The organism is Type-C symbiont of Plautia stali (assembly GCF_059730935.1).
Genome location: NZ_AP035923.1, coordinates 3,388,455 through 3,410,965, shown reverse-complemented (window position 1 = coordinate 3,410,965; position 22,511 = coordinate 3,388,455). Strand labels below are relative to the sequence as shown.

Below are 22,511 nucleotides of genomic sequence, written 5' to 3'. Positions count from 1 at the left end.
TGGTATGAATCAGCTCAATTTTAATCATCTCTACTACTTCTGGCAGGTGTGCAAAACCGGTTCGGTGGTGCGCGCCGCTGAAGTGCTGTGCCTCACGCCGCAGACCGTAACCGGCCAGATCAAAGCGCTGGAAGAGCAGCTGGATGGCGTGCTGTTTCGCCGTCAGGGGCGCGGCCTGGTGCCCACCGAGCTGGGGCAGCTGGTGTTTCGCTATGCCGATCGCATGTTTATGCTCAGCCAGGAAATGCTCGATATCGTTAACTACCGCAAGGAGTCGCATCTGCTGTTTGATGTTGGCGTGGCGGATGCGCTGTCAAAACAGCTGGTGAGCAAGGTGCTGGAAACGGTGGTGATGGCCGGCGAGAAAATTCAGCTGCGCTGCTTTGAATCAACGCATGAAATGCTGCTGGAGCAGCTCAGCCAGCATAAGCTGGATATGATCCTCTCCGACTGCCCGATAGATTCAACCCAGCAGGCCGGGCTGTTTTCGGTCAAGCTCGGCGAATGTCCGGTTAGCTTCTGGTGTAATGCGCCACTGCCTGAGCTGCCGTTTCCGGCCTGTCTGGAGCAGCGGCGCCTGCTGCTGCCCGGCCGGCGTTCGATGCTGGGGCGCAAGCTGCTGAACTGGATCCACAGCCAGGGGTTACAGGTTGAGATTCTCGGTGAATTTGATGATGCGGCGCTGATGAAGGCGTTTGGCGCGCAGAATAATGCGATCTTTGTCGCACCGACGCTGTACGGGGATGATGTCTATCGTGACGATAGCGTGCGCGAGATCGGCAGGCTGGAGACGGTGATGGAGGAGTATCACGTTATTTTTGCCGGGCGCATGATTCAGCATCCGGCGGTGCAGAGCATTTGCCATCGCGACTTCAGCGCGCTGTTCAGCCACGGATCGCAGGCATAAAAAAACCGGCGAAGCGCCGGTTCTTTTAACAAAGCGATTAACAGACGGCGATTAAGCCAGTTTGTTGATCTGAGCAGTCAGGTTTGCTTTATGACGTGCAGCTTTGTTTTTGTGGATCAGACCTTTAGCAGCCTGACGGTCCACGATTGGTTGCATTTCGTTGAATGCGTTCTGCGCAGCAGCTTTGTCGCCGGTTGCGATAGCCGCGTATACTTTCTTGATGAAAGTACGCATCATAGAACGATTGCTCGCGTTATGCTTGCGACGTTTCTCAGATGTTACGGCGCGTTTCTTAGCTGATTTGATATTAGCCAAGGTCCAACTCCCAAATGTGTTCTATATGGACAAATCAAAGGCCGAGGACTATGCCTTTTGCGCCTTCTTTTGTCAATGGATTTGTGCAATAAAGCGTCGTTTTAACCACGACACCCGCTTACGTAATTGATGGCGCAAGATTCTACCAGCAACACCGCGCTGAATACAGTATTTCGCAACAAAATTGTTGTGATGGGGCCGGAGCCGCCAGCCAGCGGGCGCCTGACGCTGAATCAGGCGCAGGAAAGGCACGCAGACGGGTTAACCTGAACGCTATTCAAGGGTATAATCCGCCGATTTCCACCGGTTTGAGTCAGCCATGAAGTTTATCCGCGGTATTTACAATCTGAAAGAGCAGCATCGCGGCTGCGTCCTGACCATTGGTAATTTTGACGGCGTGCATCGCGGCCACCAGGCGCTGATGGCGGAGTTAATTGCCGAAGGACGTAAACGCAACCTGCCGGTGGTGGTGATGCTGTTTGAGCCACAGCCGCTGGAGCTGTTTGCCGGCGACAAAGCGCCGGCGCGCCTGACGCGTCTGCGTGAAAAGCTCAAATACCTCGCACTGGCCGGCGTTGATGCCGTGGTGTGCGTGCGCTTCGATCGCCGTTTTGCGGCACACTCAGCACAAAGCTTTATCAGCGAACTGCTGGTCGACAAGCTCAATGTGAAATTCCTCGCAGTGGGGGATGATTTCCGCTTTGGCGCTGGTCGCCAGGGGGATTTCCTGTTATTACAGAAAGCCGGTGCGGAGTATGGCTTTGAGGTCATCAGCACCCAGACCTATTGTGATGGCGGCAAACGTATCAGCAGTACGGCGGTACGTCAGGCGCTGGCGCAGGACGATTTTGCTCAGGCGCAGCAGCTGCTCGGTCATCCGTTCAGTATTTCTGGCCGCGTGGTGCACGGTGATGCACTGGGACGCACCATTGGTTTTCCGACTGCCAATCTCCCGCTTCGACGCACCGTGACGCCGGTAAAAGGTGTCTTTGCGGTTGAAGTGCTGGGGCTGGGCGAGCAGCCGATTCCCGGCGTGGCAAACATTGGTACGCGCCCGACGGTAAAAGGTCTGCGTCAGCAGCTTGAAGTTCACCTGCTCGACACACATATGAATCTTTATGGGCGCCACATTGAGGTGGTGCTGAAGCAGAAGATTCGCGACGAACAGCGTTTCGCTTCGCTGGACGCGCTGAAAGAACAAATTGCGAAAGATGTGGTGACGGCCCGCCAATTTTTTGGGCTAAAAACACCGGTTTAATGACCGAAATACGGAACCGAGAATCTGATGAGTGACTATAAATCTACCCTGAATTTGCCGGAAACGGGGTTCCCGATGCGTGGCGATCTGGCCAAACGCGAACCGGGAATGCTGCAACGTTGGTATGATGACAACCTGTACGGCATCATCCGCGCAGCCAAAAAAGGGAAAAAAACCTTTATCCTGCATGATGGCCCTCCGTATGCGAACGGCAGCATTCATATTGGTCACTCAGTTAACAAGATTCTGAAAGATATTATCGTTAAGTCGAAAGGTATGGCGGGCTTTGACTCGCCGTATGTTCCCGGCTGGGACTGCCACGGCTTACCGATTGAGCACAAAGTTGAGCAGATGATTGGCAAGCCGGGCGAGAAAGTCAGCGCGGCTGAATTTCGCGCAGCCTGCCGCAACTACGCGGCGGAGCAGGTTGAAGGCCAGAAAAAGGACTTCATCCGCCTTGGCGTGCTCGGCGACTGGGATCGTCCTTATCTGACCATGAATTTCCAGACCGAAGCCAACATCATTCGCGCGCTGGGCAAAATCATCGGTAATGGCCATCTGCACAAAGGCGCCAAGCCGGTGCACTGGTGCATGGACTGCCGTTCCGCGCTGGCGGAAGCGGAAGTGGAGTATTACGACAAAACCTCACCTTCTATCGACGTGATGTTTAACGCGCTGGACGCCGATGCGGTACGCGCGAAGTTTGGCGTTGCGGCGTCGGAAGGCCCGGTTTCACTGGTTATCTGGACCACCACGCCGTGGACCATGCCGGCAAACCGCGCCATCTCGCTGCATCCGGAATTCGACTACCAGCTGGTGCAGATTGCCGGCCGCAGCCTGATCCTCGCGAAAGATCTGGTGGAATCGGTGCTGAAACGCGCAGGCATCAGTGAGTGGCAGGTGCTGGGCGAGTGCAAAGGCGCCGCGCTGGAGCTGCAGCTGTTCCAGCATCCGTTCCTCGAGCAGATCCAGTCGAAAGTGGTGCTGGGCGAGCACGTCACGCTGGACGCCGGTACCGGTGCGGTGCACACCGCGCCAGGCCACGGTCCGGATGACTATGTGATCGGCCAGAAATACGGCATCGAAACCGCTAACCCGGTCGGACCGGACGGCGCGTATCTGCCGGGCACCTATCCAACCCTGGATGGCGTTAACGTATTTAAAGCCAACGACATGATCGTTGCGCTGCTGCAGGAGAAAGGCGCGCTGCTGCACGTGGAAAAACTGCTGCACAGCTATCCGCACTGCTGGCGTCATAAAACGCCAATCATCTTTCGTGCTACGCCGCAGTGGTTTATCAGCATGGATCAGAAAGGCCTGCGTGCGCAGTCGCTGAAAGAGATCAAAGGCGTGCAGTGGATCCCGGACTGGGGCCAGGCGCGTATCGAAGCGATGGTCGCTAACCGTCCGGACTGGTGCATCTCGCGTCAGCGCACCTGGGGCGTGCCGATGGCGCTGTTCGTCCATAAAGAGAGCGAGCAGCTGCACCCGGATACGCTGGAGCTGATGGAGAAAGTGGCGCAGCGCGTCGAGCAGGACGGTATTCAGGCGTGGTGGGATCTCGATCCGCGCGATCTGATGGGCGATGACGCCGATCACTACGTCAAAGTGCCGGATACCCTCGACGTCTGGTTTGACTCCGGATCGACCAGCTTCTCGGTGGTGGATGCGCGTCCGGAATTTGACGGGCACGCACCGGATATGTATCTGGAAGGCTCGGATCAGCATCGCGGCTGGTTCATGTCCTCGCTGATGATCTCCACGGCGATGAAGGGCAAAGCGCCTTACCGCCAGGTACTGACCCACGGCTTCACCGTCGACGGTCAGGGCCGCAAAATGTCGAAATCAATCGGCAATACCGTGGCACCGCAGGATGTGATGGACAAGCTGGGCGCGGATATTCTGCGTCTGTGGGTGGCCTCAACCGACTACTCCGGTGAGATGGCAGTATCCGACGAAATCCTGAAACGGGCCGCCGACAGCTATCGCCGTATCCGTAACACCGCGCGCTTCCTGCTGGCGAACCTTGCAGGCTTCAACCCGGCGACCGACTGCGTCAGCCCGGAAGAGATGGTGGTAGTGGATCGCTGGGCCGTAGGCCGTGCGCTGGCGGCACAGCAGGACATCGTGCAGTCGTACGAGAACTACGATTTCCACGAAGTGGTGCAGCGTCTGATGCACTTCTGCTCCATCGAGATGGGCTCGTTCTATCTCGACGTGATCAAAGATCGTCAGTACACCGCGAAGGGCGACAGCCTGGCGCGTCGCAGCTGCCAGACCGCGCTGTGGCATATCGCTGAAGCGCTGGTGCGCTGGATGGCGCCGATCATGTCGTTCACCGCGGATGAGATCTGGGGCTATCTGCCTGGCGAGCGTCCACAGTACGTGTTCACCGAAGAGTGGTATCAGGGCCTGTTTGGTCTGGCGCAGGATGAAGCGCTGAATGATGCTTACTGGGCAGAACTGCTGAAAGTGCGCGGTGAAGTGAACAAGGTGATTGAGCAAGCGCGCAGCGACAAACGCATCGGCGGCGCACTCGAAGCCACCGTCACGCTGTACGCGGATCCGGAACTGGCGGCGAAGCTGCAGGCGCTGGGCGATGAGCTGCGTTTCGTGCTGCTGACTTCGGGCGCGACCGTGGCGGATTACGTGACGGCCAGCGACGAAGCGCAGCAGAGCGAACTGTTAAAAGGTCTGAAAATCGCGCTGCATAAAGCAGAAGGCGAGAAATGCCCGCGCTGCTGGCATTACACTACTGACGTCGGCCAGAATCCGGAGCATGCTGCGGTGTGTGGACGTTGCTACACCAACGTAGCCGGAAACGGTGAAGTGCGGAAATTTGCCTGATGAGTAAACTGTGCTCAACCGGACTGCGCTGGGTATGGCTGGTGCTGGTGGTGATCGTGGTCGATTTTGCCAGCAAGCAGTGGGTCATGAACAACATGATGCTGCATGAAACCCAGCCGCTGATGCCGTTCCTGAACCTGTTCTACGCGCACAACTATGGCGCGGCGTTCAGCTTCCTGGCAGACAAAGGCGGCTGGCAGCGCTGGTTCTTTGCCGGTATCGCCATCGCCATTGTGGTGTCGCTGCTGGTGATGATGTATCGCAATCGCGCCAGCAATAAATTAACCAACATTGCCTACGCGCTGATTATCGGCGGGGCGCTGGGTAACCTGTTTGATCGTGCCTGGCACGGCTTTGTGGTCGACTTTATCGACTTTTATGTCGGTGACTGGCACTTCGCCACCTTTAACATTGCCGACTGCGGAATCTGCATTGGTGCGGCGCTGGTGGTGCTGGAGGGTTTTCTCAGCCCGAAAGGCAAACAGGTCACGAATAAATAAGGGTAACAGATGACAGACATCGTTCAGCGCGACAGCGCGCTGCTGGTGCATTTTACACTGAAGCTGGAGGATGGCTCGACGGCTGAATCCACGCGCGCCAACGGCAAGCCTGCGCTGTTCCGTCTGGGAGATGGCAGCCTGTCGGCGGCGCTGGAGCAGGAGCTGGTCGGGCGTAAAGTGGGCGATCAGCACGCCTTTACGCTCGAGCCGGAAGACGCCTTTGGCGCTGCCAGCCCGGATCTGATCCAGTACTTCTCGCGCCGTGATTTCATCGACGCGGGCGAGCCGGAAGTCGGTGCCATCATGCTGTTCAGCGGCATGGGCGGCAGCGAAATGCCGGGCGTGATTCGTGAAATTTCCGGTGACTCGATTACCGTCGATTTCAACCATCCGCTGGCGGGGCAGCGCATTAAATTCGAGATTGAAGTGCTGGAGATCGATCCGGTGCTGGAGGCCAGCGATGCAAATCCTGTTAGCTAACCCACGCGGTTTCTGTGCAGGCGTCGACCGCGCCATCAGCATTGTCGAGCGGGCGCTGGAGATGTATGGCGCGCCAATCTACGTGCGTCATGAAGTGGTGCATAACCGCTATGTGGTCAGCAGTCTGCGCGAGCGCGGTGCGATCTTCATTGAAGAGATCAGTGAAGTACCGGACAACGCCATCCTGATTTTCTCGGCACACGGCGTTTCCCAGGCCGTGCGGGCTGAAGCGAAAGCGCGCAGCCTCACTATGCTGTTTGACGCCACCTGTCCGCTGGTGACCAAGGTGCATATGGAAGTAGCGCGTGCCAGCCGTAAAGGCGTGGAAGCGATCCTCATCGGCCACGCCGGCCATCCGGAAGTGGAAGGCACCATGGGTCAGTACAGCAATCCGAACGGCGGCATGTATCTGGTGGAGTCGCCAGAGGATGTGTTTAAGCTGCAGGTAAAAGATGAAAACAACCTGTGCTTTATGACGCAGACCACGCTGTCGGTGGATGATACCTCGGACGTGATCGATGCGCTGCGTCAGCGCTTCCCGGCAATCATTGGACCGCGTAAGGATGATATCTGCTACGCCACCACCAACCGCCAGGAAGCGGTGCGCGTGCTGGCGCAGGATGCGGAGGTGGTTCTGGTGGTCGGCTCGAAAAACTCCTCCAACTCGAATCGTCTGGCGGAGCTGGCGCAGCGTGCCGGCAAGCTGGCGAAGCTGATTGATTCTGCGGATGATATTCAGGAAGAGTGGGTCAAAGGCGTGCAGTGTATCGGCGTTACCGCCGGCGCTTCGGCTCCGGATATTCTGGTGCAGCAGGTGATTCAGCGTCTGCGTGAGCTGGGCGGCGAAGCGGCGATTGAGCTGATTGGCCGTGAAGAGAATATCGTGTTTGAAGTGCCGAAAGAGCTGCGCGTCGACGTACGCAACGTGCAGTAAGCACTTCAATTTGCTGACAGAAACAGGCCGACAATGTTCGGCCTTTTCTTTATCCTTTATCACCTCAGCCGTGACTTCCAGCGGGCGGGATTGCTTTTACTGATAATCTATCGCGGCTGGCCTAAAATTCTTATTATCCCGTTATTATTGTGGCGTGACTGTTATCTGACCGTTAACCTGTTTACGCTTTGCATGCATAGTTTTGTATCAGGAATGAATAAATATGAGTGAAATCCGCATTGCTATTGTTGGTGCGCCGGGTCGCATGGGACGCAATCTGATTCAGGCCGCACAGCAGGCGGAAGGCGTGGTGTTAGGCGCGGCGCTGGCGCGCAGCGGTTCCTCGCTGCTGGGGGCGGATGCCGGTGAACTGGCGGGAATCGGCAAAACCGGCGTACGGGTGACCGACGATCTGCGGCAGGTGGTGAATGATTTCGATGTGCTGATCGATTTCACCCGTCCGGAAGGCACGCTGGAATATCTGGCGTTCTGCCGTCAGCATCAAAAAGCGATGGTGATTGGCACCACCGGTTTTGATGAAGCCGGTAAGGCAGCCATCCGTGAAGCGGCTGAAGAGATTGGCATCGTGTTTGCCGCGAACTTCAGCGTAGGCGTCAATCTGGTGCTTAACCTGTTACAGCAGGCGGCAAAAGTGATGGGCGACTATGCGGATATTGAGATTGTGGAAGCGCATCACCGCCACAAAGTGGATGCGCCATCAGGCACGGCGCTGGCGATGGGAGAGGCGATTGCCGACGCCATGCACTGGAAGCTGGATGAGCACGCGGTTTACGCGCGCGAAGGCCATACCGGCGAGCGCAAGGCGCAAACCATCGGCTTTGCCACCGTGCGCGCGGGCGATATTGTCGGTGAGCACACCGCGATGTTTGCGGATATCGGCGAGCGCGTAGAGATTACGCACAAGGCTTCCAGCCGCATGACCTTCGCCAATGGGGCCGTTAAAGCCGCTGCATGGTTGAAAGATAAAAAATCCGGCCTTTATGATATGCGTGATGTGCTGGATTTATCGATGTTGTGAGTGTTGTGAACCATCGTGATGTGGTTATTTCAATCGGTAAGATATTGATTGAACAGGGCAATGTTTTCATTGCCCTTTATTTTGTCTGTAAAATGGCAAGCTGAAAGTGATTTTTGTTTATGATGGTTATTTTTGTGATTTATCTGCACGTTTTTTCATGTTGAGTGGCTTTTTTTGACCATTTGGTCAAAAATTTACGCAGTTAGCCGGTGTTTTGCCATTAATTGCGTCAGGCAACCGATTATTTATCGGAGATCTCTCACTATTTTGTCGCCTTGCTTCACTTTTAACATTCAGTAGCCCGAAATATACAAAAAAATAACCGCTCAGGGTAGACAATTACCAGGTCGATCATTAGAATGCGCGCAATTTGCCAAAAATCGAGCGGTCAGGCGGTTTTTGCATTGATTCAGCGCATCATTTTGAATTAATATGCAGATATTGTGACTGTTTATTCCCTGGAGGATGTTTTGATTAAGTCAGCGCTCTTGGTTCTGGAAGACGGAACCCAATTCCACGGTCGGGCCATCGGGGCAACGGGATCGGCAGTGGGGGAGGTCGTTTTCAATACGTCAATGACCGGTTATCAAGAAATCCTCACTGATCCCTCCTATTCCCGCCAGATCGTCACCCTCACTTATCCTCATATCGGCAACGTTGGTGCCAATGCCGCCGATGAAGAATCCAGTCAAATCCATGCTCAGGGCCTCGTCATCCGCGATCTGCCGCTGATTACCAGCAACTTCCGTAGCGAAGAGAGCCTGTCAGCCTATCTGCAGCGCAACAATATTGTCGGTATCGCCGATATCGATACGCGCAAACTGACGCGCCTGCTGCGTGAGAAAGGGGCGCTGAACGGCTGCATCATCGCTGGCGACAGCCCGGATGCGGCGCTGGCGCTGCAGAAAGCCCAGGCGTTTCCGGGCCTGAAAGGCATGGACCTGGCGAAAGAAGTGACCACGGCGGAAACCTACGCGTGGCAGCAGGGGAGCTGGGCGCTGAAAGGCGGCCTGCCTGAGCAGCAAAGCGCTGACGCGCTGCCGTTCCACGTGGTGGCTTATGACTACGGCGCCAAGCGCAACATTCTGCGCATGCTGGTGGATCGCGGCTGTCGCCTGACGGTTGTCCCGGCGCAAACGCCGGCTGATGAGGTGCTGGCGCTGAATCCGGACGGGATTTTCCTGTCGAATGGCCCTGGCGACCCGGAGCCGTGCGACTACGCCATCAGCGCGATTCAGGCTTTCCTGAAAACCGACATTCCGGTGTTTGGTATCTGTCTTGGCCATCAGCTGCTGGCGCTGGCCAGCGGTGCGAAAACCGTAAAGATGAAACTTGGCCATCACGGTGGCAACCATCCGGTGAAAGACCTCGATAACAATACTGTGATGATCACCGCGCAGAACCACGGTTTTGCCGTCGATGAAACCAACCTGCCGGCTAACCTGCGCGTGACCCATGTTTCCCTGTTTGACCAGACCGTACAGGGTATTCACCGCACCGACAAACCGGCGTTCAGCTTCCAGGGACATCCGGAAGCCAGCCCAGGCCCGCACGATGCGGCGCCGCTGTTCGATCACTTTATCGAACTGATCGAAGCTTACCGTTCTAACGCGAAGTAATCAGGAGCCCACGATGCCAAAACGTACTGACATAAAATCTATCCTGATCCTTGGCGCTGGCCCGATTGTGATTGGCCAGGCATGTGAATTCGACTATTCAGGTGCGCAGGCGTGTAAAGCGCTGCGTGAAGAGGGTTACCGCGTCATTCTGGTGAACTCTAACCCGGCCACCATCATGACTGACCCGGAAATGGCGGATGCGACCTACATTGAGCCTATCCACTGGGAAGTGGTGCGTAAAATCATTGAAAAAGAGCGCCCGGATGCGGTGCTGCCGACCATGGGTGGCCAGACCGCGCTGAACTGTGCGCTGGAGCTGGAGCGCCAGGGTGTGCTGGCCGAGTTTGGCGTGACCATGATTGGTGCCACCGCCGATGCGATTGATAAAGCCGAAGACCGTCGCCGCTTCGACGTGGCGATGAAGAGCATCGGCCTGGATACCGCACGTTCCGGTATCGCGCACACCATGGAAGAAGCGCTGGCAGTAGCGGAAGAGGTCGGTTTCCCGTGCATCATTCGTCCGTCATTTACCATGGGCGGCACCGGTGGCGGTATCGCTTACAACCGCGAAGAGTTTGAAGAGATTTGCGAGCGCGGCCTCGATCTGTCGCCAACCAATGAGCTGCTGATTGATGAGTCGCTGATTGGCTGGAAAGAGTACGAGATGGAAGTGGTGCGTGATAAAAACGACAACTGCATCATCGTCTGCTCGATCGAAAACTTTGACGCCATGGGGATTCACACCGGTGACTCCATCACCGTGGCGCCAGCCCAAACGCTGACCGACAAAGAGTATCAAATCATGCGTAACGCCTCGCTGGCGGTACTGCGTGAAATCGGTGTCGAAACCGGCGGTTCCAACGTCCAGTTCTCGGTGAACCCGAAAGATGGCCGCCTAATCGTCATTGAGATGAACCCGCGCGTGTCGCGCTCCTCAGCGCTGGCCTCGAAAGCGACCGGCTTCCCGATTGCCAAAGTCGCGGCCAAGCTGGCGGTGGGCTTTACCCTCGATGAACTGATGAACGACATCACCGGTGGCCGTACGCCGGCCTCGTTCGAACCGTCCATCGACTACGTCGTCACTAAGATTCCCCGCTTCAACTTCGAGAAGTTTGCCGGTGCCAATGATCGTCTGACCACGCAGATGAAATCGGTCGGTGAAGTGATGGCGATTGGCCGCACGTTCCAGGAGTCGATGCAGAAAGCGCTGCGCGGTCTGGAAGTGGGCGCCAGCGGCTTCGACCCGAAAGTGGATCTGGATGATGGCGAAGCCCTGACCCGTATCCGCCGCGAGCTGAAAGATGCCGGTTCTGACCGCATCTGGTATATCGCTGATGCGTTCCGTGCCGGCATGTCGGTCGACGGCGTGTTCAACCTGACCAACGTTGACCGCTGGTTCCTGGTGCAGATTGAAGAGCTGGTGCGCCTGGAAGAGCAGGTGGCGCGCGAAGGTGTCAACTCGCTGAGCGCGGATTTCCTGCGTGCGCTGAAGCGTAAAGGCTTTGCCGATGTGCGTCTGGCAACGCTGGCAGGTGTGGCGGAAAGTGAAATTCGCAAGCTGCGTCATCAGTTCAACCTGCATCCGGTTTACAAGCGCGTGGATACCTGTGCGGCAGAGTTCGCCACGGACACCGCCTATATGTACTCCACCTATGAAGAAGAGTGCGAAGCCAATCCTAATCAGGATCGCGACAAAATCATGATTCTGGGCGGCGGGCCAAACCGTATCGGTCAGGGCATTGAGTTCGATTACTGCTGCGTGCATGCGGCGCTGGCGCTGCGTGAAGACGGTTACGAAACCATTATGGTCAACTGTAACCCGGAAACCGTGTCAACCGATTACGACACCTCAGACCGTCTCTACTTCGAGCCGGTGACGCTGGAAGACGTGCTGGAGATCGTGCGCATCGAGCAGCCAAAAGGCGTTATAGTGCAGTACGGTGGCCAGACGCCGCTGAAGCTGGCGCGCGCGCTGGAAGCGGCTGGCGTGCCGGTGATTGGTACCAGCCCGGATGCCATTGACCGCGCGGAAGACCGTGAGCGTTTCCAGCAGGCGGTGGATCGCCTGAAACTGAAACAGCCGGCTAACGCCACGGTGGCGACGCTGGAACAGGCGGTAGAAAAAGCCGCAGGGATTGGCTATCCGCTGGTGGTACGTCCTTCTTACGTGCTGGGCGGCCGGGCGATGGAAATCGTCTATGACGAAGTGGATCTTAAGCGCTACTTCCAGACTGCGGTGTCCGTGTCCAACGATGCGCCAGTGCTGCTGGATCGCTTCCTCGATGATGCGGTGGAAGTGGACGTCGATGCGATTTGCGACGGCGAACGCGTGCTGATTGGCGGCATCATGGAACACATTGAGCAGGCGGGCGTGCACTCCGGTGACTCGGCCTGTTCGCTGCCGGCGTACACCCTGAGCACTGAGATTCAGAACGTGATGCGCCAGCAAGTGGAAAAGCTGGCATTCGAACTCAACGTACGTGGCCTGATGAACGTGCAGTTTGCGGTCAAGGACAACGAAGTTTACCTGATTGAGGTGAACCCACGTGCCGCGCGTACCGTGCCGTTTGTCTCCAAAGCCACCGGCGTGCCGCTGGCGAAAGTGGCTGCGCGCGTGATGGCTGGTAAAACCCTGGCTGAACAGGGCGTGACCGAAGAGGTGATTCCGCCGTACTACTCGGTGAAAGAAGTGGTGCTGCCGTTCAACAAATTCCCGGGCGTGGACCCGATTCTTGGTCCGGAAATGCGTTCGACCGGTGAAGTGATGGGCGTGGGCCGCACCTTCGCGGAAGCATTCAGCAAAGCTATGCTCGGCGCGCAGAGCAATATGAAGAAACAGGGGCGTGCGCTGCTGTCGGTGCGTGAAGGCGACAAGAAACGTATTGTTGACCTGGCCGCGAAGCTGCAGAAGTTTGGCTTCGAGCTGGATGCGACGCACGGTACCGCCGTGGTGCTGGGTGAAGCCGGCATCAATCCGCGCCTGGTGAACAAGGTGCACGAAGGGCGTCCGCACATTCAGGATCGCCTGAAGAACGGTGAGTACACTTACATCGTCAACACCACCGCAGGACGTCAGGCGATTGAGGATTCGAAACTGATTCGCCGCAGCGCACTGCAGTACAAAGTGCATTACGACACCACGCTGAACGGTGGTTTTGCTACCGCGATGGCGCTGAATGCGGATCCGACCGAAAAAGTGATTTCGGTGCAGGAAATGCACGCGCAGATCAAAGGCTAAACCGCCTGCTCTGTGACTAAACGGCCCCGCGCGGGCCGTTTTTTTTGCCTGTTTTGCCTGTGCTGCATAAGGTTATACGTTACAAATCTATTGATTTGACATAATTTTTATCAGTTGATGCGAAACCAGTTACATTCAGGCGTATCCGCACAAAATTATAAATACCTCCCCGCTAAGCGCACCGTACTATTCCGCTGCTCACTCATAGAGCGCTCACCTTAACGGGATATAAAAATGAAAATGCGTGCTTTCACTCTCAGCGCAGTGGCTGCGTTACTTGTTGCTGCACCTCTCGCCAGTCAGGCGGAAATCACCCTGCTGAAGCAGGATCCGCAGGCCGGCGATCCGCTTAGCCGTCTTGATTTCAAAGTGGGCGGCAGTATTCGTCCGCAGTATCTGCATCAGAACGGGGTTAACGATAAATCGTATAAGCGTAACGGCTACGACGGCGGTTCACGTTTCCGCTTCAGCGCCAACTACTACCTGTTTGACGATGTCAGCTGGGTGGGTTACTACGAGCTGGGCGTTAACTTCCCGGCCTGGTGGGGCTGGGATAACCACTATGCGGACGGTGCCCACAACACCACGCGTCGCCAGCTGTATACCGGTTTCAAAAGCGCATCGCTGGGCGAGCTCTATTTTGGCCAGCAGAACAGCGTTTATTACGATGTCGTCGGCGCTAAAACCGATATCTGGGACTACGATATGCTGGCCCAGGCACCGGGCAACGGCATCAACGGTGACTACGACGGATCTTACCGCTCGCGCAAGATGCTGAAGTATAAAAATACCTTTGGCGATGCGGATGTCTATGCCGCTTATCTGTTTGAAGATAACGACTATCTGCCGGGCAACGGCCTGCGCTACAAGCGCAAGGGCGGCGGTTCGCTGGGCGTGAACTATCACATCACCAAAGATCTGGCGTGGGGCACCGCGTGGAACTACACCCGTGCGGATATCCGCAATCCGGGCAATGGCGACAGCAAGCGTTACGACCAGAATATCTACGGTACCGCGCTGAGCTGGACGCCGGACAACTGGACGCTGTCCGCCGGTGCGGGCTGGTATGAGAACTTCTCGCCAACCAAACGCAACACCGTTAACAACTACTTCGCGGATGATGCGTGGGGCGTTGAATACTTCGCCGGTTATAAATTCCCGATCGGCCAGTATGCTGTGAAGAGCATCCAGCCGTACTTCATGGGCGATCGCCTGGAGTTCGTCAACGGACGTAACTACAAGCGTATCGATAACGGCGTGGGCGTCAGCGCGCAGCTCGACTACGGTTTCCGCGTCGACTACGAGTACGTGATCACTTCCAGTACCGATAAATCACTGGGCAACGTTAATCTGGTGCGCCTGCGCTACGATTTCTGATGCGTAAATCAACGGCTCCTGCGGGAGCCGTTTTTTTTGGGGGGGCATAGTGCGCTTTTCTTTACACAGCACGCGGTCAGCGCGGAGCATCACCCTGAGTTGTAGCGCCTTCACCGCGAATTCTGGCGGCTCTTTCCGCTAACGGCCGCAAAGCCGGAGTAAAACTCTGTCGCTCAGACAAAACGCCGAGCCAAGCGGGCTTTACGTAAATAGCACGGTCGTCCTATCGACGAAAGTTTCACCTTTACGTATCATTGCGCCAATTTTTTTCCTGTAGGTCTTTTAACATGATTAGTTTGATCGCGGCACTGGCAGCAGATCGTATTATTGGCATGGAAAACGCCATGCCATGGCACCTGCCTGCCGACCTCGCGTGGTTCAAGCGCAACACGCTGAACAAACCGGTGATTATGGGCCGTCTGACCTTTGAATCGATTGGTCGCCCGTTACCGGGACGCCTGAATATTGTGGTCAGCAGCCAGCCCGGCAACCATGACGGCGTGACCTGGGTGACGTCGCCGGAAGAGGCAATTGCCGCAGCGGGTGAGGCAGAAGAGATCATGGTGATTGGTGGTGGCCGGATTTATGCGCAGATGCTGGCGCGCGCCGATCGTCTCTATCTGACGCATATCGATGCGGAAGTGGAAGGCGACACCCAGTTCCCGGATTACGAGCCGGACGAGTGGCAGTCGACGTTCAGTGAGTTCCACGATGCTGATGCGCAGAATTCGCACAGTTACTGCTTTGAGATTCTGGATCGCCGCCGTTGATTGTGGCCAGGTGCGCATGAATGCGCAGCCTGTAAAGGCAGGGATCAATCGCTGTTTATGCCTTCCAGGTGCGCATAAATGCGCACCCTACAACGACAGGGACTCATCGCTATTTATGACGCGATAAACCTGCGCAATATCAGGCAGATGGCTGTCACGGTACAGATGGTCTTTGTAGGGTCGCCATTTATGGTGACCGAAAAAAAGCCCCGCTAACATCGCGGGGCTTTTTGTTTACTGCATATCGCTCAGGGGGGAGGGCGCATTCACCGCGTTTTCCGCCATGGCCTGGTCACGGTTCGAGACCTGGGTGTAATACTGGCCGCTCTCCCAGTGCAGCAGGGTCAGCGTTCCGCCCCAGCAGCAGCCGGTGTCGAGCCCGATCACATGCTCTGGCGTGCCTTTTCCTTCCAGCGAAGCCCAGTGACCAAAGATTTGCGTATAATCGCTGCTGATTTTGCCGGGCACCTGGAACCACGGTTTCAGCGGCGGCGGCGCTGAGGCGGGCGCCTCTTTGCAGATCATATCGAGCTGACCATTGGGGAAACAGAAGCGCATGCGCGTCAGCGCATTGGTGCTGAAACGCAGGCGCGCCAGTCCGCTCAGTTCCGGTGTCCAGTTGTTCGGCATGTCGCCATACATGGCATCGAGAAACAGCGGATAGCTGTCGCTGGACAAGACCGCCTCAACTTCGCGCGCGCACTGCTGTGCCGTCTCCAGATCCCACTGCGGCGTAATGCCAGCATGCGCCATCAGCAGCTTTTTCTCTTCATGCACCTGCAGCAGCGGCTGGCGACGCAGCCAGTTAATCAGCTCGTCGGCATCGTCCGCTTCCAGCAGGGGCGTCAGGCGATCCTTGGGCTTGTTACGGCTGATACCGGCATACACTGCCAGCAAATGCAGGTCATGGTTGCCCAGCACTATGCGCACACAGTCTCCGAGCGACCTGACGTAGCGCAGTACCTCAAGCGAACCCGGACCGCGCGCCACCAGGTCGCCGGTCAGCCATAGCTCGTCCTGCTGCGCATCGAAATTGACCTGCGCCAGCAGCGCACGTAATTCGTCATAACAGCCGTGAATATCGCCAATCAGGTATGTACTCATTAAGTCAGTCCGATCAAAACGCGCCGCCCGGACTGGCCGGGCGGAGGAGGAATTAGTGAATGTGGGTTTGCACCGCGAGGCGGAACACCGGAATCTCCACGTGGAAGGTCTCGCCCTCTTCGTCGATCATCACATAGTGTCCCTGCATGGTGCCCATCGGCGTTTCCAGAACCGCACCGCTGGTGTACTGAAACTCATTGCCGGGCGCGATATGCGGCTGCTCACCGACCACGCCTTCACCCTGCACTTCGGTCTCGCGCCCGTTGCCATTGGTGATCAGCCAGTAGCGGCTGCGCAGCTGCACGCTGTTGCGCCCGAGGTTACGGATGGTGATGGTGTAGGCGAACACGTAACGATCCTCATCGGGAGAGGATTGCGATTCCACATACTGACTCAGTACCTGAACACAAACGCGGGCCAGTTCACTCATGCACTCAGTTCTCCGCAGATTCAGCCTGATGATTGCCCAGCCAGTTTGCCAGCTGGCAATACTGCGCCACGGTGACATTTTCTGCCCGCAGCGAGGCGTCGATGTTGAGTTCATCCAGCGCACCGGCCGTGAACAGGTGTCCCAGGCTGTTACGCAGGGTTTTGCGTCGCTGACCAAACGCTTCGGTGGTGATACGGCTCAGTAAACGCACATCGCTGACCGGATACGGTGGCTGGGTAAAGGGCACCAGACGCACTACCGCCGAATCCACTTTCGGTGGCGGGGTGAACGATTGTGGTGGCACTTCCAGCACCGGAATCACCTGACAATAATATTGCGCCATCACGCTGAGACGCCCGTAAGCTTTGCTGCCCGGGCCGGCTACCAGACGGTTAACCACCTCTTTCTGCAGCATGAAGTGCATATCTTTAATCGAACCAGTATAGCTGAAAAGGTGGAACATCAGCGGCGTCGAGATGTTGTAAGGCAGGTTGCCAAACACGCGCAGCGGCTGACCCTGCTCCTTTGACAGCGCGGAGAAGTCGAAGGTCATCGCATCCTGCTGATAAATCGTCAGCTTAGGACCGAGGAACGGGTGCGTCTGCAAACGCGCGGCAAGGTCGCGGTCCAGCTCGACGACAGTCAGCGCATCAAGACGCTCGCCCACCGGCTCGGTTAACGCACCCAGCCCTGGGCCAATCTCCACCATGGCTTCACCCTTTTGCGGATGAATAGCGGAGACGATGCTGTCGATAATGTACTGATCGTTCAGGAAGTTCTGCCCGAAACGTTTACGGGCGTAGTGCCCCTGATGGACGCGATTATTCATTACTGCTCTTGATCATAGTGATGGCGAGGTTAAGCGCCGTAATAAAGCTGCCCGGCTCTGCGCTGCCCAGACCGGCGAGTTCCAGCGCGGTGCCGTGGTCAACAGAGGTACGGATAAATGGCAGGCCGAGGGTGATATTCACCGCGCGACCAAACCCCTGAAATTTTAGCACCGGCAGGCCCTGGTCGTGATACATCGCCAGCACCGCATCGGCGTGCTGCAGATATTTCGGCTGAAACAGCGTATCGGCCGGTAACGGACCGGTGAGCTGCAGGCCCTGCTGGCGCAGTTCGTCGAGCGCCGGAATGATGGTATCGATCTCTTCCCGGCCCATATGACCGCTTTCGCCAGCATGCGGGTTGAGCCCGCAGACAAAGATATGCGGCTGCGGAATGCCAAACTTACGCTGCAAATCCTGATGCAGGATGGTGATCACTTCATGCAGACTGTCACGGGTGATGGCGTCCGCGACATCTTTCAGCGGCAGATGCGTGGTGGCCAGCGCCACGCGCAACGCTTCGGTCGCCAGCATCATCACCACGCGATCGCCACCGGCGCGCTCAGCGAAGAACTCGGTGTGACCGGTGAAGGGGATGCCGGCGTCATTGATCACACCTTTGTGCACCGGACCGGTTACCAGCGCGGCAAACTCGCCGCTGAGGCAGCCGTCGCAGGCGCGGGCCAGCGTCTCCAGTACGTAATGACCGTTGGCGACCGTCAGTTCGCCGGCGGTCACCGGCTGCGCCGTCGCGATGGGCAGCAGCGTCAGCGTACCGGCCTGCTGCGGCTGTGGTGCCACGCCGGGCTGATAGTCACGCAGCGTCAGCGGCAAACCCAGTTGAGCCGCGCGCTGGCGCAGCACGTCGCCGTCTGCGCACACCACCAGCTCAACCGGCCAGTCACGCTGAGCCAGCGCAACGGCGAGATCGGGACCAATCCCGGCGGGTTCGCCGGGCGTGATCGCCACACGATAATTACTGACCATTGCCATCCAGAATCTTCACGTAAGCACTGGCGCGCTGTTCCTGCATCCAGGTTTGCGCTTCTTCGGCAAACTTACGGTTGAACAGCAGACGGTAAGCGCGCTCTTTCTGCGCGGCATCGGTTTTATCCACCTGACGGGTATCCAGCAGCTGAATCAGGTGCCAGCCGAAGGAGGAGTGCACCGGCGCGCTGACCTGGCCTTTCTGCAGCTTCAGCAGCGCATCACGGAACGCCGGATCGTAGATTTCCGGTGACGCCCAGCCGAGGTCGCCGCCCTGGTTCGCTGAACCCGGATCGTCGGAGAACTGTTTCGCGGCAGCGGCGAAGGTGGTTTTGCCACTCTTGATGTCTGCGGCAATCTGTTCAATCTTCTGACGTGCCTGATCGTCGGTAAGGATCGGTGACGGCTTCAGCAGAATGTGGCGGGCATGCACTTCGGTGACCGAAATGTTTTTGCTCTCGCCGCGCAGATCGTTCACTTTCAGGATATGGAAGCCAACGCCAGAGCGGATTGGGCCGACGATGTCGCCTTTCTTCGCGCTGCTCAGCGCCTGCGAGAATAGCGTTGGCAGCTCTTCAATTTTGCCCCAGCCCATGTTGCCGCCTTTCAGCGCCTGCGGATCGGCAGAGTAGGTCACGGCCAGTTTACCGAAATCGGCACCACCTTTCAGTTCACCCACCAGCTGACGCGCCAGCGCTTCCTGGTCGTCAACCTGCTGCTGGGTTGGATTTTCCGGCAGCGGCAGCAGAATCTGACTGATGTTAAGTTCGGTGCCCTGGGTATTCTGCGAGCCAATCTGCTTAGCCAGCGTATCCACTTCCTGCGGCAGAATGGTGACGCGACGACGCACTTCATTGTTACGCACTTCAGAGATCAGCATCTCTTTGCGGATCTGCGCGCGATAATCGTTGTAGTTCATCCCGTCATAGGCCAGACGGCTGCGCAGCTGATCAACGCTCATGCGGTTCTGCGCGGCGATGTTCTGAATCGCCTGATCCAGTTGCTGATCGCTCACCTGCAGACCGGCTTTTTCGCCCATCTGCAGAATGATGGCGTCCATGACCTGGCGTTCAAGGATCTGATGACGCAGGGTTTTGTCATCCGGCAGCTGCTGACCCGCCTGCTGCGCCTGTGACTTCACCGTGCGCAGCATGTTGTCTACGTCACTTTCCAGCACCACGCCGTTGTTCACGACTGCGGCAACTTTATCGACCATCTGTGGGGCTGCGAACGCAGTGTTAGCGGTAATCGCCACACCAAGAATCAGCATTCTCCAGTTCTTCATACTTTATCCATTGTTGTTTCCGCACTGCGGGATAGCCTGTCAAATATCACAACATCAGAAAGCGCGCTGATAAGGGATGATGCCCTGACGCAGCATTTCATTGGTGCCTAAGCCATAGTTAGAACTCAGACCACGCAGCTCAATGTTGAATGAGATTTGGTTGTCATACTTGCTGTCGTTGTTTTCCCAACCGTTGATCTTGCGTTCGTAACCCAGACGAATGGCGTAGCAGCAGGAGCTGTACTGCAGACCGACTAGCTGCTCGGCCGGACGGCTGTTACGGGTGTCATAGTAGTAACCCCCCACCAGCGACCAGGCATCGGCAATCGGCCAGCTGGCCGTGGCGCCCACCTGCGAGATACCGTTTTTGTAGATCGGGTTAGTGACATAGCTGGGGTTATTCAACGCCTGCGCCACATACTCCGGGCTGCTGTAGCGGTAGCTCAGCTGCACCATACGGTCGGCATCACGACGGTATTCCACAATGGCATTGCCCTGGGAAACGTTGTCCAGCCGCGTATCGTATTGCAAGCCACCGCGCACGCCCCAGCGATCGCTGACTTTCCAGTAAGTATCACCCGCCCACACCAGGCTACCGGTATCATCTTCTTTATTCGTCTGGTTTACGCCGGTACGAGACGGGGTAAACGAGTAGATTTGACCCACGGAAACGTTAAAACGTTCAACCAGATCGTTATCATAAATACGCGTGGTCACGCCGGTCGCCACTTCGTTAGACGAAGCGATACGATCGAGGCCGCTGTAGGTGCGATCGCGGAACAGGCCGGTGTAATCGGTCTGCAGCAGCGTGGAGTCGTACGGATAGATGTTGCTCTGGTTGCGGTACGGGATATACAGGTACTGCACGCGCGGTTCCAGCGTCTGGGTGTAGCCTTCGGCCCAGTCCATATTGCGGTCAAATACCAGGCGACCATCTACCTTGAACTGTGGCAGGGTGCGGTTGACCGACTCTTTCAGCTGATTGGTGCGGGTGGTATCGATATTTTCGTTGTAGTAGTTAACGTTATCCTGCTGGTAATGCGTCGCCAGCAGCTTTGCCTCGGTATCCAGGCTGGCCCAGCCGTTGGACAGCGGCAGGTTGAGCGTTGGCTCGATGTGCAAACGCGTCGCTTCCGGCATTCGGTTACTGACGTTAGTGAACTTCACCGCCTGCGCATAGATGCGACCGTCAAACGGCCCGATATCGTTCTGGTACAGATTGACATCCAGCTGCGGCATCGCCCGGTACACGTTCTGGCTGCTGGTATTACCAAACACCTGGAAGTCTTTGCTGGACAGCGTCGCATCCCAGTTGGTATCAGCGTAGCCTACGCTGAATTTCTGCGTGGCGTAGCCGTCAGTCGAGCTGTAGTACTTCGAATCAAGATCGTTGAAGTAATAAGGATCGCTGACTTTGGTGTAGTCCGCGTTGAAGCGCCAGTGCTGATCGTAGACGCCGGAGTGACGCCAGTAGAACAGCCAGCGGTCGTCGTTGCTGTCGTTCTGCACCGACGGTCGCGCGGCTTTATCTTTGTTGTACTGGTTGTCAGACGGCAGATAGTCCAGCTCTAACAGGCCGGCACCAAACTGCGTCAGGTAGCGGAACTCGTTCTGCAACTGCAGGCCGCGCTTGCTCATGTAGTGCGGCGTAATAGTGGCATCGGCCTGAGGCGCGATGTTCCAGTAGTACGGCAGCATGAATTCGAAGCCGTTGTTGCTGCCGTATTTCGCGTTGGGGATCAGGAAGCCGGAGCGGCGGCGGTCGCCAATCGGCAGCTGCAGATACGGGCTGTAAAACACCGGCACGTTGCCGAGCTTGAAGCGCGCATTCCAGATCTCCGCCACTTCTTCTTCTCGGTCCTGAATCACTTCCGAACCGACCACGCTCCAGCTGTTGGAACCCGGCAGACAGGAGGTAAAGCTGCCGTTTTCCAGAATGGTATAGCGGTTATTACCGCGCAGTTTCATCTGGTCAGCATCACCGCGACCCTGACGGCCGACCATCTGATAATTACCGTTCCACACGTTGGTGTCTTTGGTGTTCAGATTGGACCAGGCTTTCGGACCTTTCAGGATGACCTGGTTGTCGTCATAGTGCACATTACCCAGCGCATCGACGGTACGCACCGGCGTCGTTTGTCCGTCCTGCTGACGCTGATGCAGCTGCATCTCGTCGGCAACCAGACGGCTGTTCCCCTGCTGCACATCAACATTACCGGTGAACACCGCGTCGTTCGGATAGTTCCCTTTTGCTGAGTCAGAGTTGATGGTTACCGGCAGCGAATTCGCGTCGCCACTGACCAGCGGACGGTTGTAGCTCGGCACGCCCAGCATACACTGCGACATCAGATCGTCGGCCAGTGCATGCTGACTATAAAGCGCTGCACCAATCATGGTAGCCAGCAGGGTAGGTATACGTTTTTTCATACGCGGTTTCGATAATTCCATGAAAACTGGCATCATGCCGACAATCCGGACAGAGACTAACGTACCGCCCGGCGTTGCGCCAGTGTTAATCCTGCTCTGCCTGCGTTGCCGTTAGGCGCGGAGATAAATGACAGGTATGATAATGCAATTTTCAGCCGCAAGCATGG

At 56.9% G+C, this 22,511-nt stretch carries 18 protein-coding genes; 11 read left to right on the top strand and 7 right to left on the bottom strand.

Going from position 1 to position 22,511, the window contains the following annotated elements:
- The first annotated feature begins 4 nt into the window (after positions 1 to 4).
- On the top strand, positions 5 to 907 hold the full coding sequence (nhaR, locus tag AC6I7J_RS16150; protein WP_058780421.1) for a transcriptional activator NhaR: 903 nt from the start codon (positions 5 to 7) through the stop codon (positions 905 to 907).
- Positions 908 to 958: 51 nt separating this feature from the next.
- Here the strand turns inward: nhaR and rpsT are convergent, their stop codons facing one another.
- Positions 959 to 1,222: a 30S ribosomal protein S20 gene (gene rpsT / locus AC6I7J_RS16145; RefSeq protein ID WP_013507813.1), complete on the bottom strand. Its 264-nt coding sequence runs from the start codon at positions 1,220 to 1,222 to the stop codon at positions 959 to 961.
- Positions 1,223 to 1,541: 319 nt separating this feature from the next.
- On the opposite strand from rpsT, the gene ribF reads away from it, so the two are divergent.
- The 10 genes from ribF to folA all read left to right on the top strand — a co-directional run bounded on the left by ribF (position 1,542) and on the right by folA (position 15,284).
- Complete coding sequence (gene ribF / locus AC6I7J_RS16140) at positions 1,542 to 2,480, top strand: bifunctional riboflavin kinase/FAD synthetase (RefSeq protein ID WP_058774845.1); 939 nt, start codon at positions 1,542 to 1,544, stop codon at positions 2,478 to 2,480.
- A 27-nt stretch (positions 2,481 to 2,507) separates the two neighbouring features.
- Entirely contained in the window at positions 2,508 to 5,327 is a 2,820-nt protein-coding gene (ileS, locus tag AC6I7J_RS16135; RefSeq protein WP_088516070.1) for an isoleucine--tRNA ligase, read from the top strand.
- Positions 5,327 to 5,827 (top strand): signal peptidase II, encoded by a 501-nt coding sequence (gene lspA / locus AC6I7J_RS16130; RefSeq protein ID WP_021507598.1) that lies wholly within the window; start codon positions 5,327 to 5,329, stop codon positions 5,825 to 5,827. The genes ileS and lspA overlap by 1 nt, the downstream gene beginning before the upstream one ends.
- A gap of 9 nt (positions 5,828 to 5,836) precedes the next feature.
- Positions 5,837 to 6,307, top strand: coding sequence for an FKBP-type peptidyl-prolyl cis-trans isomerase (fkpB, locus tag AC6I7J_RS16125; protein WP_021507597.1), 471 nt, complete (start codon positions 5,837 to 5,839; stop codon positions 6,305 to 6,307).
- Complete coding sequence (ispH, locus tag AC6I7J_RS16120) at positions 6,288 to 7,241, top strand: 4-hydroxy-3-methylbut-2-enyl diphosphate reductase (protein WP_021507596.1); 954 nt, start codon at positions 6,288 to 6,290, stop codon at positions 7,239 to 7,241. Before fkpB ends, ispH begins: the two co-directional genes overlap by 20 nt.
- Before the next feature lie 223 nt (positions 7,242 to 7,464).
- Positions 7,465 to 8,280 carry a 4-hydroxy-tetrahydrodipicolinate reductase gene (dapB, locus tag AC6I7J_RS16115; protein ID WP_021507594.1) on the top strand — a complete coding sequence of 272 codons (816 nt, stop codon included), beginning with the start codon at positions 7,465 to 7,467 and terminating at the stop codon, positions 8,278 to 8,280.
- Between the two features lie 470 nt (positions 8,281 to 8,750).
- Positions 8,751 to 9,899 (top strand): glutamine-hydrolyzing carbamoyl-phosphate synthase small subunit, encoded by a 1,149-nt coding sequence (gene carA, locus AC6I7J_RS16110; protein ID WP_031279710.1) that lies wholly within the window; start codon positions 8,751 to 8,753, stop codon positions 9,897 to 9,899.
- A 13-nt stretch (positions 9,900 to 9,912) separates the two neighbouring features.
- A complete protein-coding gene (carB, locus tag AC6I7J_RS16105; RefSeq protein ID WP_021507592.1) occupies positions 9,913 to 13,137 on the top strand; it encodes a carbamoyl-phosphate synthase large subunit in 3,225 nt (1,074 codons plus the stop codon).
- A gap of 234 nt (positions 13,138 to 13,371) precedes the next feature.
- Positions 13,372 to 14,514 carry a porin gene (locus AC6I7J_RS16100; RefSeq protein ID WP_088516073.1) on the top strand — a complete coding sequence of 381 codons (1,143 nt, stop codon included), beginning with the start codon at positions 13,372 to 13,374 and terminating at the stop codon, positions 14,512 to 14,514.
- Positions 14,515 to 14,801: 287 nt separating this feature from the next.
- Complete coding sequence (gene folA / locus AC6I7J_RS16095; RefSeq protein ID WP_031279709.1) at positions 14,802 to 15,284, top strand: type 3 dihydrofolate reductase; 483 nt, start codon at positions 14,802 to 14,804, stop codon at positions 15,282 to 15,284.
- A gap of 234 nt (positions 15,285 to 15,518) precedes the next feature.
- Here the strand turns inward: folA and apaH are convergent, their stop codons facing one another.
- Genes apaH through lptD form a run of 6 tightly spaced genes read right to left on the bottom strand, consistent with a single transcriptional unit; the run spans position 15,519 to position 22,344 of the window.
- Entirely contained in the window at positions 15,519 to 16,388 is an 870-nt protein-coding gene (apaH, locus tag AC6I7J_RS16090) for a bis(5'-nucleosyl)-tetraphosphatase (symmetrical) ApaH (protein WP_498006160.1), read from the bottom strand.
- Between the two features lie 52 nt (positions 16,389 to 16,440).
- Positions 16,441 to 16,818, bottom strand: a complete 378-nt coding sequence (gene apaG, locus AC6I7J_RS16085; RefSeq protein WP_021507588.1) for a Co2+/Mg2+ efflux facilitator ApaG/CorD — start codon at positions 16,816 to 16,818, stop codon at positions 16,441 to 16,443.
- 4 nt (positions 16,819 to 16,822) lie between these two features.
- Positions 16,823 to 17,647: a 16S rRNA (adenine(1518)-N(6)/adenine(1519)-N(6))-dimethyltransferase RsmA gene (gene rsmA / locus AC6I7J_RS16080; RefSeq protein WP_021507587.1), complete on the bottom strand. Its 825-nt coding sequence runs from the start codon at positions 17,645 to 17,647 to the stop codon at positions 16,823 to 16,825.
- On the bottom strand, positions 17,640 to 18,632 hold the full coding sequence (gene pdxA, locus AC6I7J_RS16075; protein ID WP_059010320.1) for a 4-hydroxythreonine-4-phosphate dehydrogenase PdxA: 993 nt from the start codon (positions 18,630 to 18,632) through the stop codon (positions 17,640 to 17,642). The genes rsmA and pdxA overlap by 8 nt, the downstream gene beginning before the upstream one ends.
- A complete protein-coding gene (gene surA / locus AC6I7J_RS16070; protein WP_031279707.1) occupies positions 18,622 to 19,917 on the bottom strand; it encodes a peptidylprolyl isomerase SurA in 1,296 nt (431 codons plus the stop codon). Before surA ends, pdxA begins: the two co-directional genes overlap by 11 nt.
- 54 nt (positions 19,918 to 19,971) lie before the next feature.
- Entirely contained in the window at positions 19,972 to 22,344 is a 2,373-nt protein-coding gene (gene lptD / locus AC6I7J_RS16065) for an LPS assembly protein LptD (RefSeq protein ID WP_230857095.1), read from the bottom strand.
- Between the last annotated feature and the right edge of the window lie 167 nt (positions 22,345 to 22,511).